The 12,674-nt window shown below is 72.5% G+C and carries 12 protein-coding genes and 1 tRNA gene; 7 read left to right on the top strand and 6 right to left on the bottom strand.

Going from position 1 to position 12,674, the window contains the following annotated elements; translation table 11 throughout:
• Positions 1–172: 172 nt before the first annotated feature.
• On the bottom strand, positions 173–733 hold the full coding sequence (locus ACFYZL_RS24555; RefSeq protein WP_384759292.1) for a TetR family transcriptional regulator: 561 nt from the start codon (positions 731–733) through the stop codon (positions 173–175).
• A gap of 106 nt (positions 734–839) precedes the next feature.
• Between ACFYZL_RS24555 and ACFYZL_RS24550 the strand changes: the two genes are divergently transcribed.
• Positions 840–2,027, top strand: a complete 1,188-nt coding sequence (locus tag ACFYZL_RS24550) for an FAD-dependent oxidoreductase (RefSeq protein WP_384759295.1) — start codon at positions 840–842, stop codon at positions 2,025–2,027.
• A 157-nt stretch (positions 2,028–2,184) separates the two neighbouring features.
• Here the strand turns inward: ACFYZL_RS24550 and ACFYZL_RS24545 are convergent, their stop codons facing one another.
• On the bottom strand, positions 2,185–3,030 hold the full coding sequence (locus tag ACFYZL_RS24545; protein ID WP_384759325.1) for a MurR/RpiR family transcriptional regulator: 846 nt from the start codon (positions 3,028–3,030) through the stop codon (positions 2,185–2,187).
• 140 nt (positions 3,031–3,170) lie between these two features.
• On the opposite strand from ACFYZL_RS24545, the gene ACFYZL_RS24540 reads away from it, so the two are divergent.
• A complete protein-coding gene (locus ACFYZL_RS24540; protein ID WP_384759328.1) occupies positions 3,171–3,542 on the top strand; it encodes a hypothetical protein in 372 nt (123 codons plus the stop codon).
• 952 nt (positions 3,543–4,494) lie between these two features.
• Here the strand turns inward: ACFYZL_RS24540 and ACFYZL_RS24535 are convergent.
• Positions 4,495–5,877 carry a cystathionine beta-synthase gene (locus ACFYZL_RS24535; protein ID WP_384746433.1) on the bottom strand — a complete coding sequence of 461 codons (1,383 nt, stop codon included), beginning with the start codon at positions 5,875–5,877 and terminating at the stop codon, positions 4,495–4,497.
• Positions 5,878–6,013: 136 nt separating this feature from the next.
• Here ACFYZL_RS24535 and ACFYZL_RS24530 point away from each other — a divergent pair, with 136 nt between their 5' ends.
• From ACFYZL_RS24530 to ACFYZL_RS24520, 3 genes are all read left to right on the top strand, one after another.
• Positions 6,014–7,024: an SGNH/GDSL hydrolase family protein gene (locus tag ACFYZL_RS24530; protein ID WP_384746431.1), complete on the top strand. Its 1,011-nt coding sequence runs from the start codon at positions 6,014–6,016 to the stop codon at positions 7,022–7,024.
• Positions 7,025–7,292: 268 nt separating this feature from the next.
• Complete coding sequence (locus ACFYZL_RS24525) at positions 7,293–8,513, top strand: acetyl-CoA C-acetyltransferase (RefSeq protein ID WP_384746430.1); 1,221 nt, start codon at positions 7,293–7,295, stop codon at positions 8,511–8,513.
• Positions 8,514–8,824: 311 nt separating this feature from the next.
• The gene (locus tag ACFYZL_RS24520; protein WP_384746429.1) at positions 8,825–9,637 is read left to right on the top strand and encodes a hypothetical protein; all 813 of its coding nucleotides are present in this window, start codon (positions 8,825–8,827) and stop codon (positions 9,635–9,637) included.
• On the opposite strand, the gene ACFYZL_RS24515 is transcribed toward ACFYZL_RS24520, so the two are convergent.
• Positions 9,621–9,965 carry a hypothetical protein gene (locus ACFYZL_RS24515; RefSeq protein WP_384746428.1) on the bottom strand — a complete coding sequence of 115 codons (345 nt, stop codon included), beginning with the start codon at positions 9,963–9,965 and terminating at the stop codon, positions 9,621–9,623. The genes ACFYZL_RS24520 and ACFYZL_RS24515 overlap by 17 nt on opposite strands.
• A 100-nt stretch (positions 9,966–10,065) precedes the next feature.
• Here ACFYZL_RS24515 and ACFYZL_RS24510 point away from each other — a divergent pair, with 100 nt between their 5' ends.
• A complete protein-coding gene (locus tag ACFYZL_RS24510) occupies positions 10,066–10,296 on the top strand; it encodes a DUF4287 domain-containing protein (protein WP_030036969.1) in 231 nt (76 codons plus the stop codon).
• 100 nt (positions 10,297–10,396) lie between these two features.
• Here the strand turns inward: ACFYZL_RS24510 and ACFYZL_RS24505 are convergent, their stop codons facing one another.
• Positions 10,397–11,245, bottom strand: coding sequence for a Bax inhibitor-1/YccA family protein (locus tag ACFYZL_RS24505; protein ID WP_384746427.1), 849 nt, complete (start codon positions 11,243–11,245; stop codon positions 10,397–10,399).
• A gap of 147 nt (positions 11,246–11,392) precedes the next feature.
• Positions 11,393–11,474: transfer RNA gene (locus tag ACFYZL_RS24500), tRNA-Leu, on the bottom strand.
• 406 nt (positions 11,475–11,880) lie between these two features.
• Here ACFYZL_RS24500 and ACFYZL_RS24495 point away from each other — a divergent pair.
• Complete coding sequence (locus ACFYZL_RS24495) at positions 11,881–12,654, top strand: ABC transporter ATP-binding protein (protein ID WP_384585495.1); 774 nt, start codon at positions 11,881–11,883, stop codon at positions 12,652–12,654.
• Positions 12,655–12,674: the final 20 nt, after the last annotated feature.

Below are 12,674 nucleotides of genomic sequence, written 5' to 3'. Positions count from 1 at the left end.
GCCCCAGACCCCGGTCCTCAAACGCCGGACGGGCTGGAATCGCCCGCCGGCCCGGACCCCACGCCTCGTACGCCGGACGGGCTGGAATCGCCCGCGGCTCCGGACCCCGCGCCTCGAACGCCGGCGAGGCCGAATACGCACGGATCCGCCGGATCGGCCCGGCAGGGCTGGACTAGGGGGTCGACAGGGTGGCCGCCAAAGCCGGGGCCAGGCCCTGGACCACACCCTCCTTGGACAAGGAGGTCACCCCCGGCAGCCTCAGCAGATAGCGCGTCAGGGCCAGCCCCAGGAGCTGGGCCGAGACCAGGCCGGCCACCCGTGCGGCCCGTTCCGGGCCGAGTGCGGCGGCCAGCGTCGGCAGCACCTGCGCCGCGAACACCTCCCGCATCCGCGCCGCCGCCTGCTCGTTCGTCACCGCGGAGCGCAACAGCACCAGCAGCGCGTCATCCGCCGGGTCGCCCTCCCACCGCTCCACGAAGTGCCGTACGAGGGCCTCCGGGAGGCCCTCCACCGGCACGCCGCCCAGGTCCGGCAGACGCAGGTCCACCGCCAGGGCCACGTCGAAGAGCCGCTCCTTGCTGCCGAAGTACCGCATGACCATCGAGGGGTCGATCTCCGCGTCCGCGGCGATGGCCCGGATGGTGGTGCGCTCGTAGCCCTGCACCGCGAACCGCTCGCGCGCGGCCCGCAGGATCGCCGCCTTGGTCCGGTCGGAGGTGCGTCGTTCCGTCATGCCAACAACCGTAGGCCAACAACCGTTGACACGCCAGACCGGCCGCGGCACCCTTGAGTCAACAGCCGTTGGCCAACAACCGTTGGCCCTCTGGAGGAGGCCCGCGATGACCGGAACCACCCCGCTCCCGCTCCCCGCCACCACCGACGTCGCCATCGTCGGCGCCGGCCCCACCGGACTCGCCCTCGCCGTGACCCTGGCCGAGGCAGGCATCGGCTTCGTGCTCCTCGACCGGCAGGCAGAGGGCGCCAACACCTCCCGCGCCGCCGTCGTGCACGCCCGCACCCTGGAGGTCCTCGACGAGCTCGACCCCTCCCGCGCCCTCTCCGCCGAGCTGACCGGCCGCGGCATCCCCGTCAGCACCTTCCGGATCCGCGACGGCGCCCGCCCGCTGGCGGAGGTCGGGTTCGACGGCCTGCCGACCGCCCACCCGTACGCGCTGATGGTCCCCCAGGACCAGACCGAGGCCGTGCTCCTCGCCCGCCTGCGCTCCCTCGGCGGCGACGTCCACCGTCCCTACGAGGTCACCGCGATCGCCCAGGACGCCGAAGGCGTCACCCTCACCACCGCCACCGGCGAGACCCTGCGCGCCGGCCACGCCGTCGGCGCCGACGGGATGCACAGCGCGGTCCGCGAGGCCGCCGGGATCGGCTTCACCGGCAGCGCGTACGAGGAGTCCTTCGTGCTGGCCGACGTCGTCATGGACTGGGCTCCGGGCCCCGCCGAGGTCTCCCTCACCCTCGGGGCAGCCGGGCTCACCGTGATCGCCCCGCTGCCCGGAGGGCACTACCGGGTGGTCGCGAGCATCGCCGAAGCCCCCGCCGAGCCGGACCTCGCCTTCGTACGGCGACTGCTCGACGAGCGCGCACCCGGCCAGGCCACCGTCCGCGAGCTCGCGTGGTCCTCCCGGTTCCGGATCCACCACCGCGTCGCCGACCGCTACCGGGCCGGCCGGCTGCTGCTCGCCGGGGACGCCGCCCACGTGCACAGCCCGGCCGGCGGCCAGGGCATGAACACCGGCATCCAGGACGCGTACGCCCTCGGCCGCGCCTTCGCCGACGGCACCCTCGACGGCTACGAGGCCCACCGCCGGCCCGTCGCCCAGCGCGTGGTGGCCCTCACCGACCGGATGACCCGCGTCGCGACCACCCGCAACCCGGCCCTGCGCGCCGCACGCAACACCGTGCTGCCCCTCGCCTCCCGCATCCCCGCACTGCGCCGGCGCCTGGCCACCGAGCTCGCCGAGCTGAACTACCGCCGGCCGTCAGGGCCGGCCCGCCCCGACACCCCCTAGTGCTCTGACCGGAAAGGTTCACCGCCTCACGACGCCCGGCACGGCACCTCGCCGCGTTGTCGGGCCACGCAAGTACGTCCAGTACGAGCCGTGGCCCTCCGCCTCGCGATGCACCGCACCGGACGCCGCGAGTCGGCAAACCTTTCCGGCCAGAGCACTAGTCGACGAACAGCCCGCGCGCCGCCGCCCGTGCGTCGAAGGCCTCCAGTCGCGCCTGCGCATCCGGCAACGCGTCCGCCATCGCCTCCAGCAGCACCCGCCCCAACAGCATCGGCGCGCACGCCGTGTCGAAGGCCAGCCCGGTGCCGACCGGGGCCGGGATCAGCAGGTCCGAGTGGCCGGCCACCGGGGCGAAGGCCGAGTCGGCGACGGTCACCACCGTCAGGCCCGCCCGCCGGGAGCGCTCCAGCGTGTCCACGACCTCCCGGGGATGCCTCGGCAGCGCGAAGCAGAGCAGCGTGCTCGCCCCGGCGGCCACGGCCGCGTCGATGCGGTCGTCCATCATCGACCCGCCCTCGTCGAGGAGCCGTACGTCCGGATGCACCTTGGCGGCGAAGTACGCGAACCCGCGCGCCTGCGAGGACGCCGCCCTCAGCCCCAGCACGGGCAGCGGCGTCGACGCGGCGAGCAACCGGCCCGCCTCCTGGACCGGAGAGGGGTCGGCGAGCATCGCCGACAGCCGGCGCAGGTTCTCGATCTCCCCCTGAACGGCCTGCTGGTACTCGTTGTACGCGTCGTCGTGCTCCGGGGCCGCCCGCTCCACGGGGGGCGCCACCTCGCGCAGGTGGCGGCGCAGCGCCGGATACCCGTCGAAGCCGAGCGCCACCGCGAACCGGGTCACGGACGGCTGGCTCACCCCGGCCAGTTCGGCGAGTTCCACGCTCGACAGGAACGGCACCTCCGCGGCCCCGCGCACCATGCAGTGCGCGATCCTCCGCTGGGTCGGCGTCAGCCGGTGCCCCTCGAACAGCTTCTGCAGCCGCGCTGCCGGGCTGTCACTCATGCCGCCCCCTCCGTCCCGGTGAGATATTCAGTCACGGAGCACTCTGCATGCGGTTATGCACGCGGGCAAGCCGTGCCCGGAATCCGGATACGGGGGCCAGCCCCAGTGCGGGCGCCCGGGCCGGTTCCTAGCGTGTGGGCATGGACGCACACGGCCAAGAGCTGAAGAAGGAACTCGACGCCACCCTGGACGCCCGGCGGGAGCTGGGGCCGGAGTACGAGGCGGCGCTGGTGGACTCGTTCGTCGAGAAGGTCGACACCCAGGTCCGGCGCCGGCTGGCGGAGGAACGGCTCCTGTCGGCGCGCGGCGGTGGCGGCCCGACCGCCGCCCTCGGGGACGGGAACTTCGGCGAACGCTTCGGCTTCGCCATCGTCACGCTGGTGCTGGCGGTCCCGCTGTCGGCGATCGCCGCTGCGCAGGCGCATCTACCGGGGCTGCTGGTGGCCTGGGGCGGCATCGTGGGAGTCAACTTCATCCACGCGTCCAAGAGCCTGCGCCGCCGGACGGAGTAGGCGGGGACCGCCGCACCCCGGTTGCCCGGGGGCGGGACGACGGCGGTCCCCGCGAAGGACACGGGCCGGGTCAGGGCCGTCCGCGTCCATGGCGTCCACGCGGTCCGGGAGCCGCTCCGGAGGTGCGTTCGCGCCGTTCGGTGGCGCCGGCCGGGCCCGGTCTCCCGGGGCCTCCCTGCCGACGACAACCACTGTGCCGGAGCCGTGTTAAGCCGGTGCTGCCGCCACGTGTCGGGCCCGTACCGTTTCCACGACTTCCCCGCGCCCCCGCCGAACGCGCGTGCCCAGCGGGCCGGCCCCGCGCCCGTACCGCCGTGCCGGCGGGGTCGGGTGCGCGGCGAGCCCCCGCGGGGACGTCGAACGCCGGTGCTCGGCGGGGCGGCCCCCACTTGGCACTCCCGCGCCGGCGGGGTCGGGTGTGCGGCGGGGCGCCCCCGCAGGGCGTCGAACGCACCACGTCATACATGTCCGCTGCCCCTGCCCGTTCGACGCCCGAGGAGGTGCCCCGGCGCGCGCCGGACCCCGACGGCACCCCCCGTGCGGGCGGGGGCGGGGTGCCGCTGCGCGGGGCTGGTCCCCTACCCGCCCTTCCACCGTTCCCCGGGGCTCCGCCCCGGACCCGTCCTGGGGCTCCACCCCAGACCCCGCGCCTCAAACGCCGGCGAGGCTGAGATTGCCGGAACCAGCCGCGCCTGGCGGACGGCAGCGGCCGAATCCAGCCCCGCCGGCGTTTGAGGCGCGGGCGCGGAGCGCCGTAGGGGTGGGCCCGGGGGGCGCAAAGGCCGGGGTCTGTACGCGCGCCCAGGGGGTGCGGGCCGAGGCCCGGGGGCGCAGAGCACGGGGGCCGGTGCGCTTGCCCAGGGAGTGCGGGCCGAGGCCCGGGGGTCGGTGCGCGTGCCCGGGGGTGCGGGTCGTGGGGACCGCGCCCGCACCCCGTCGAGCGAGCCGCAGGCTACTTCGCCGTCTTGGCCAGGAACGCCAAGAGGTCCTGCCGGCTCACCACGCCCGTCGGCTTGCCCTCGACCAGGACGATCGCGGCGTCCGCCTCGCCCAGGGCCTCCATCAGGTCGGAGACGGGCTCGCCGGAGCCGACCTGCGGCAGCGGCGCGCTCATGTGCTTCTCCAGCGGGTCGCCCAGCGAGGCGCTCTGCGCGAACAGGGCCGCCAGCAGTTCCTTCTCCACGACCGAGCCGATGACCTCGGCGGCCATCACGTCGGGGTGGCCCGCGCCCGGCTTGACGACGGGCATCTGCGAGACGCCGTACTCGCGCAGGACCTCGATCGCCTCGCCCACCGTCTCCTCGGGGTGCATGTGGACCAGGGACGGCATGGCGCCCTCCTTGTCCGCGAGGACGTCGCCGATGCGCGCCGCCGGCCCGGCCTCCTCCAGGAAGCCGTGCCCGGCCATCCACTCGTCCGAGAAGATCTTGCTCAGGTAGCCGCGGCCGCTGTCCGGGAGGAGCACGACGACCACGTCGTCCGGGCCGAGGCCCTCCGCCGCGCGCAGCGCGGCCACGACCGCCATGCCGCAGGAGCCGCCGACGAGCAGGCCCTCCTCCTTGGCGAGGCGGCGGGTCATCTGGAAGGAGTCCTTGTCGGACACCGCGATGATCTCGTCGGTGACGTTCGGGTCGTAGGCGGTCGGCCAGAAGTCCTCGCCGACGCCCTCGACGAGGTACGGGCGCCCGGAGCCGCCCGAGTACACCGAGCCCTCGGGGTCGGCGCCGATGACCTTGACCTTCCCGCCGCTGACCTCCTTGAGGTAGTTGCCGGTGCCCGAGATCGTGCCGCCCGTGCCGACGCCGGCGACGAAGTGGGTGATCTTCCCCTCGGTCTGCTCCCAGAGCTCGGGGCCGGTGGTCTCGTAGTGCGAACGGGGGTTGTTCGGGTTGCTGTACTGGTCCGGCTTCCAGGCGCCGGGCTCTCGCGCGAGGCGGTCGGACACGTTGTAGTACGAGTCCGGGTGCTCGGGGTCGACGGCGGTCGGGCAGACCACGACCTCGGCGCCGTACGCGCGCATGACGTTGATCTTGTCCATCGAGACCTTGTCAGGGCAGACGAAGATGCACTTGTAGCCCTTCTGCTGGGCCACGATGGCGAGTCCTACACCCGTGTTGCCGCTGGTGGGCTCCACGATGGTGCCACCGGGCTTGAGGGCTCCGCTCTGCTCGGCGGCCTCGATCATGCGCAGGGCGATCCGGTCCTTCACGGAGCCGCCGGGATTGAAGTACTCGACCTTCGCAAGGACGGTGGCCTGGAGGCCTTCGGTCACACGGTTGAGCTTCACCAGCGGGGTGTTGCCGACGAGGCTGATCATCGAGTCGTGGAATTGCACCATGTTCTCCAAGTACGGGACTCCACGGGTTCTCCGGGAGGTTCGGCCAGAGTATGCGGAAAGGGATTGGACGACCGTCCGTACGGGGCAGGAAGGTCATCGAAGCCCCAGTCAGCGAAGCGAGGTGGCCTGAAGGGTGTCCAGGGCGAGAACGGCCCGCCGCATCGCGGCGGGCGCGGCGTACGGCGGTGGCGGGCTCGGGCTGGTCGGGGTCGCCGCGGTGGGGCTCGTACTCGCGGAGATGCAGTTCGCCAGGCGGGCCGTGGGGAGCGGGCTGGGCGATCCGCCGCGCGCGGACGGACTGTACGGGAGCGAGTTCAACGGGCCGGAGTCGGGTCCGGGCCCGCTGCGGCTGGCGATGCTGGGCGATTCCACGGCCGCGGGCCTCGGCGTACGGCGTGCCCGGCAGACCCCGGCGGCGCTGATGGCGTCCGGGCTGGCGGCGGTGGCCGAGCGGCCGGTGGAGCTGCGCAACGTGGCCCTGTCGGGGGCCATGTCCGACGACCTGGACCGCCAGGTCGGGCTGCTGCTGGACGGGGACCGGCCCGCGCCGGACGTGTGCGTGATCATGATCGGGGCGAACGACGTGACGCGGCGCATGCCGCCCACGCAGTCGGTCCGCCACCTCACCTCCGCGGTGCGGCGGCTGCGCATGGCGGGCGCCGAGGTCGTGGTCGGCACCTGCCCCGACCTGGGCACGATCGAGCCGGTGTACCAGCCGCTGCGGTGGCTGGCCCGGCGGGTCTCACGGCAGCTCGCTGCCGCGCAGACCATAGGAGTGGTCGCGCTGGGCGCCCGTACGGTCTCGATGGGCGACCTCCTCGGGCCGGAGTTCGCGGCGAACCCCCGGGAGATGTTCGGCCCGGACTCCTACCACCCGTCGGCGGAGGGGTACGCGACCGCGGCGATGGCCGTCCTGCCCACGCTGTGCGCGGCACTGGCGCTGTGGCCGGAGTCCGACCGGCTGGACGTGTCCCGCAACGAGGACATGCTGCCGGTGGCGAAGGCGGCGTCGGCCGCGGCCGGTCTGGCGGGTACGGAGGTCACGGCCGCGCGTGGCCCCTGGGTGCTGCTCAAGCACCGCCGACGGCGCCGGCTCACCGCCGAGGACCCGGCCGCCACCCCGGCCCCGGCCGACCTGCCGTAGCCCCGGCCCTCGATCGCCGGACGGGCTGGAATCGCCCTGCGGGCGCTCCGGCCGCGCCCGGCGGACGGCAGCAGCCACGTCCAGCCCCGCCGCGTTTGAGGCGCGGGGTCCGGGGCAGAGCCCCGGCAGCGGCGCCGCAGGTGCACCGGACACCGCCACCCCCGCGGGAGCGACCGGCATCACACCGCCCCAGCGGTGACCTCGACCGTACGGGGCGGTAACTTCGCATGCGGTCCCGCAACGACGCACGCACCCCCTTGGAGTCCCGATGCCCGAAGCAGTCATCGTTTCCACCGCCCGCTCCCCCATCGGGCGCGCCGGCAAGGGGTCCCTCAAGGACGTCCGCCCGGACGACCTGACCGCCACGATCATCCAGGCCGCCCTCGCCAAGGTCCCCGAGCTGGACCCGCGCCAGATCGACGACCTGATGCTGGGGTGCGGCCTCCCCGGCGGTGAGCAGGGCCACAACCTCGCCCGTATCGTCGCCGTGCAGATGGGCATGGACTTCCTGCCCGGCACCACGATCACGCGTTACTGCTCCTCCTCCCTCCAGACCTCGCGCATGGCCCTGCACGCCATCAAGGCGGGCGAGGGCGACGTCTTCATCTCCGCCGGCGTCGAGACCGTCTCCCGGTTCGCCAAGGGCTCCTCCGACGGCCTGCCGGACACCCACAACCCGCTCTTCGCGGACGCCGAGGCCCGCACCGCCGCCCGTGCCGCCCAGGAGGGCACCGACTGGCACGACCCGCGCGAGGACGGCCTGATCCCGGACGCGTACATCGCGATGGGGCAGACCGCCGAGAACCTGGCCCGCCTCAAGGGCGTGACCCGTCAGGACATGGACGAGTTCGGCGTGCGCTCGCAGAACCTCGCCGAGGCCGCGATCAAGAACGGCTTCTGGGAGCGGGAGATCACCCCGGTCACCACCCCCGACGGCACCGTGGTCACCGCCGACGACGGCCCGCGCGCCGGGGTCACCCTGGAGGGCGTGCAGGGCCTCAAGCCCGTCTTCCGCCCCGACGGCCTGGTCACCGCCGCCAACTGCTGCCCGCTGAACGACGGCGCCGCCGCCCTCGTCATCATGAGCGACACCAAGGCCCGCGAGCTGGGTCTGACCCCGCTGGCCCGGATCGTCTCCACCGGCGTGACCGCCCTGTCCCCCGAGATCATGGGTCTCGGCCCGGTCGAGGCCTCGAAGCAGGCGCTGAAGCGCGCGGGCCTGACGGTCGGCGACATCGACCTGTTCGAGATCAACGAGGCGTTCGCGGCCCAGGTCATCCCGTCCTACCGCGACCTGGAGATCCCCCTCGACAAGCTGAACGTCAACGGCGGGGCCATCGCCGTCGGTCACCCGTTCGGGATGACCGGCGCCCGGATCACCGGCACGCTGATCAACAGCCTGCAGTTCCACGACAAGCAGTTCGGTCTGGAGACCATGTGCGTCGGTGGCGGCCAGGGCATGGCGATGGTCATCGAGCGGCTCAGCTGAGCCGTAACCGCAGCTGAGGGGATCAAGAGCGGCCCCAGACGCCGCAAGGGATCGGGCCTGATCCCTCGCGGCGTACTGACGCCGGGTCTAACCCCGTCGCGGCCGACCTGTGACCGAATCTCCCCCAGGATGTGACCTATCTCCTGGGGGCTCGGCATATATGCAGGTCAGGTGCCATACGGATGGGTGCATCGGGACGAAAGGCCTGTCCATTTCATGACGTAATGCACTGCACGCCATTCCCAGGTCGGGACACTCTGATGTAGGAAGTCGGGGGATCGAATCACACCGGGAGTTAGTCAGTGAGCGCCATGTCTCTTGCCCTGCTGCTGACCGCGGCCGCTGCCACGGCCGTCGGCGCTGCTGCGCTGCACGCCGTCCACGGCCTGCGCAAGCAGGTCACGGCCCTGCGCAGTGAGCTGGCGGTGCCGCACCCCCGCGGTGCGACCGTCCCGCACGCCCGCAGCGCCGTGGAGTCCCCCGCCGCCGAGATACGAGCCGCCGTGGCCGAAGCCCTCGCCGAGGAGCGCGAGCGCGAGCTGGCCGAGGCGCGTGCCTTCTGGGCCGCGCAGGAGGCCCGTGACGCCGCGGACGCGCCGTCCCTGCTGGGCGGCCTGCCCGGACTCGGCGACGACGGCCCGCACGTCTTCCTGCCCCGCCAGGCCGACCTGGTGGGTCTGGAGCCGGTCCTCGGCGACGAGGTCCTCGACGAGAACCCGTACCCGGAGGACTCGGCCGAGCTGGCCGCCGCCCGCCGGCGCCACCCCTCGCACCCCGATTTCGTTCCGGTGCAGCCCTCGCACCCCGGCGCCGACCACGAGCGCACGGTCAGCCGCCTGGAGGAGCTCGCGGAGGCCCGTACGGCCCTCGCGGACGTCCGCCCCGGCCCGCTGGGCACCCTCGACGTGTACGTCTTCACGGACGGCACCACGCTCTGCATGACCCCGGGGCACCGGGAGACCGCGGAGCGCCTCGCAGAGGCCCTGCGCTCGGGCACCGCTCCGGTCCTCCTCGGCGGCTCGGGAATCTCCGGCGCCTACGCGCTGACCTTCTCCTGCGGAGACTCCGAGGACCCGGACAACAACGTCTACATCCTCGCGGACCGCGTCATCGCATCGCTCTAGCCTCGGCCCGCTCCACCCACCGCACGGCCTCGTCCAGCACCTCGGACGGGGCCTTCGCGCCGTCCGGGGCCGTTACGCCGCGCAGCGCCTCCGCCAGATCGGCGCCGGCCACCGCGACCTGGTCGCCGACGACGAAGAGCCCCGCGTCCGGGATCTCCCGCACCTCGGCGCCCGCGGCGCCCTCCAGGGTCTGCGCCGTCGCCGAGAGCTCGCGCGCGAGCTCCAGTGCCGCCTCGGCGGCTCCTTGCCGCAGGCGGCTCTGCGGCGCGGCCCGCAGCCGGTCCGCGAAACGGTCCACGGCGGCGGTCAGAGGTGAAGTATCGAGCACCCGGCCGACCTTACGCGCCGTCCGCGCACCATTGCCAACGGGCGAACTCTCCGGCACGGTGACGTGAAGAGAACAGCACGGCAACCTTCCGGAGGCGCCCATGTCCGTAGAGTTCTCCGAGCAGACCCACCGCAACATGATCGACAGAATCCCCCTGACCACCGGTCGTGAAGTGTCCGACTGGCTCCGCACCGTGGACGAAGGCCCCTCCCTCGTCCGGTTCGAGGAGAAGGTCAGCTGGCTGCGCGGCGCGCACGAACTGTCGTACGGCCAGGCCAAGGCGATCATCCACGAGTACGACCTGCGCAGAGCCGCACGCCGGTTCGGCTGACACCAGGACCCCAGGACGCCGAGACGCGGGAAGGCCCCGCGAGCGTGTGCTCGCGGGGCCTTCCCCATGCGGTGGGCGAACCGGACGGCTGCCGGTACGACTAGTCGTCGCCCGAGAGGATCTGGAAGAGGCGCAGCAGCTCCAGGTAGATCCACACCAGGGTCAGCGTGAGGCCGAAGGCCGCCAGCCAGGCCTCCTCGCGCGGGGCGCCGTAGGTCACGCCGTCCTCGACCTGCTTGAAGTCCATGGCGAGGAAGGCGGCACCGAGGATGACGCCGATGATGCCGAAGACGATGCCGAGGCCGCCGCTGCGGAAGCCTAGGCCGTCGCCACCGCCGAAGAGGGCGAACAGCGAGTTGGCGACCATGAGCAGGACGAAGCCGAGCGCCGCCGCCATCACGAAGCCGGTGAAGCGCCGGTTGACGCGGATCCAGCCCATCTTGTAGGCGAGGAGCACGGCGGCGAAGACGCACATCGTGCCCATGACGGCCTGGATGACCACGCCGGCACCGAAGTAGGTGCTGGTGGCCGCGCTGATGACGCCGAGGAAGACACCCTCCAGGGCCGCGTAGCCCAGGATCAGCGCCGGAACCGGCTTGCGCTTGAACGACTGGACCATGGCCAGCACGAACGCGACGAGGGCCGCGCCGATGGCGATGCCGTACGACTTGCCGAGGTTCGCCGGGTCGACCGGCAGGAGGACCCAGGACAGCGTCGCCGTGACGATGAGCGTGCCGAGCGTCATGGCCGTGCGGCTCACGACGTCGTCCATGGTCATCGCGTTCGTGCGCGCCGGCGCCTGCGGCATACCCGTCATCGGGTCGGTCGCGTACGGGTTCGTCGCGTACGGGTTGGTCCCGGCCTGCTGGTACTGCGCGTCAAAGCCCGCGTAGCCACCGTTGTCGCGGCTGAACCCCCGTCGCGAGAAGACCGGGTTACTGCTCCTCATCTCACTCCTCAGTGGCCACCGAGCGCGGCCTCGCATCAAGAGTAATGCGCTCGCAAAAAAATCACCCTACTGCTGGAGGAGGATCTTAGGAGAAGACAGGGAGAAGCGCAGGGGATAAATCGACCGGGCCTCGGGGGAGCTGAGGAGTGCCCGGAGCCGGACTTGAACCGGCACGACCCGAAGGTCAGCGAGGTTTAAGCTCGCCGTGTCTGCATTCCACCATCCGGGCAGGGCGTGGCGGCCCCCGATAAAGCCTTCAGCGCTGCCCCGAGCCTATCCGGAACACCCCTGCCTCCACCTGGCCGTCTTTCCGATGTTGTCTGATTTTATTGGCGATTGAGGGTGCGTCAGGGCGCAGAACGCACGGTGGGCCCCCTCTCCGGGACGATCACCGCCGATACGGGAATGACGGGATTTCGATGCCCCGCGCCACCCTGCACGCCACCCCCGCGCCTCCCCGCGCCGCCCCGGGTCCGCGCAGGTGGATCAGGGTCGCCGTCATACCAGAGGCGTATGCCGACGTCTTCCCGGTCAGACTCCAGTGGGCCTGCGAACCGGCACCGGGGCTGATCCGGAGCGCGGCCGGCGCGGAGACGATGGAAAAGTCCCCGCACCGCAGACCGAGGAGCCCTCCCGTGACCACCATGAACCACGCCCCGCGCACCATCCAGGCCGTGGCCGCCCGCGCCACCGGCCTCTCCAAGGTGTACGGCCAGGGCGAGACCCAGGTGGTCGCCCTCGACAACGTCTCCGTGGACTTCGCACAGGGCCAGTTCACCGCGATCATGGGCCCCTCGGGCTCCGGCAAGTCGACGCTGATGCACTGCGTCGCCGGCCTGGACACCTTCTCCTCCGGGTCCGTGCGCATCGGCGAGACCGAGCTGGGCTCCCTCAAGGACAAGCAGCTCACGCAGCTGCGCCGGGACAAGATCGGCTTCATCTTCCAGGCCTTCAACCTGCTGCCGACCCTGACGGCCCTGGAGAACATCACGCTCCCCATGGACATCGCCGGTCGCAAGGCCGACAAGCAGTGGCTGGACACGGTCATCGAGATGGTCGGCCTCTCCGGACGCCTCTCCCACCGCCCCACCCAGCTCTCCGGCGGCCAGCAGCAGCGCGTGGCCGTGGCCCGCGCCCTGGCCTCCCGCCCCGAGATCATCTTCGGCGACGAGCCCACCGGAAACCTCGACTCCCGCTCCGGCGCGGAAGTCCTCGGCTTCCTGCGCAACTCGGTGCGCGAGCTCGGCCAGACCGTCGTCATGGTCACCCACGACCCGGTCGCCGCCTCCTACGCGGACCGCGTCATCTTCCTCGCCGACGGCCGCATCGTCGACGAGATGTACGCCCCCACCGCGGACGGCGTGCTGGACCGCATGAAGGCCTTCGACTCCAAGGGCCGTACGAGCTGAGGCTCCCCCCGACTCCCCTG

Origin of the sequence: Streptomyces sp. NPDC001717 (genome assembly GCF_042892775.1) — a bacterium.
Classification (GTDB): Bacteria; Actinomycetota; Actinomycetes; order Streptomycetales; family Streptomycetaceae; genus Streptomyces.
Note: the sequence above shows the minus strand (reverse complement) of the source record. Positions and strands in the feature narration are given on the sequence as shown.

What these genes read in the sequence shown, in the direction of transcription:
- ACFYZL_RS24540 (WP_384759328.1), top strand. Translation starts at nt 3,171, where the DNA reads ATGGACGCACACGGCCAAGAGCTGAAGAAGGAACTCGACGCCACCCTG.
- ACFYZL_RS24520 (WP_384746429.1), top strand. Translation starts at nt 8,825, where the DNA reads ATGTCTCTTGCCCTGCTGCTGACCGCGGCCGCTGCCACGGCCGTCGGC.
- ACFYZL_RS24505 (WP_384746427.1), bottom strand. Translation starts at nt 11,245, where the DNA reads ATGAGGAGCAGTAACCCGGTCTTCTCGCGACGGGGGTTCAGCCGCGAC.
- ACFYZL_RS24555 (WP_384759292.1), bottom strand. Translation starts at nt 733, where the DNA reads ATGACGGAACGACGCACCTCCGACCGGACCAAGGCGGCGATCCTGCGG.
- ACFYZL_RS24525 (WP_384746430.1), top strand. Translation starts at nt 7,293, where the DNA reads ATGCCCGAAGCAGTCATCGTTTCCACCGCCCGCTCCCCCATCGGGCGC.
- ACFYZL_RS24550 (WP_384759295.1), top strand. Translation starts at nt 840, where the DNA reads ATGACCGGAACCACCCCGCTCCCGCTCCCCGCCACCACCGACGTCGCC.
- ACFYZL_RS24545 (WP_384759325.1), bottom strand. Translation starts at nt 3,030, where the DNA reads ATGAGTGACAGCCCGGCAGCGCGGCTGCAGAAGCTGTTCGAGGGGCAC.
- ACFYZL_RS24510 (WP_030036969.1), top strand. Translation starts at nt 10,066, where the DNA reads ATGTCCGTAGAGTTCTCCGAGCAGACCCACCGCAACATGATCGACAGA.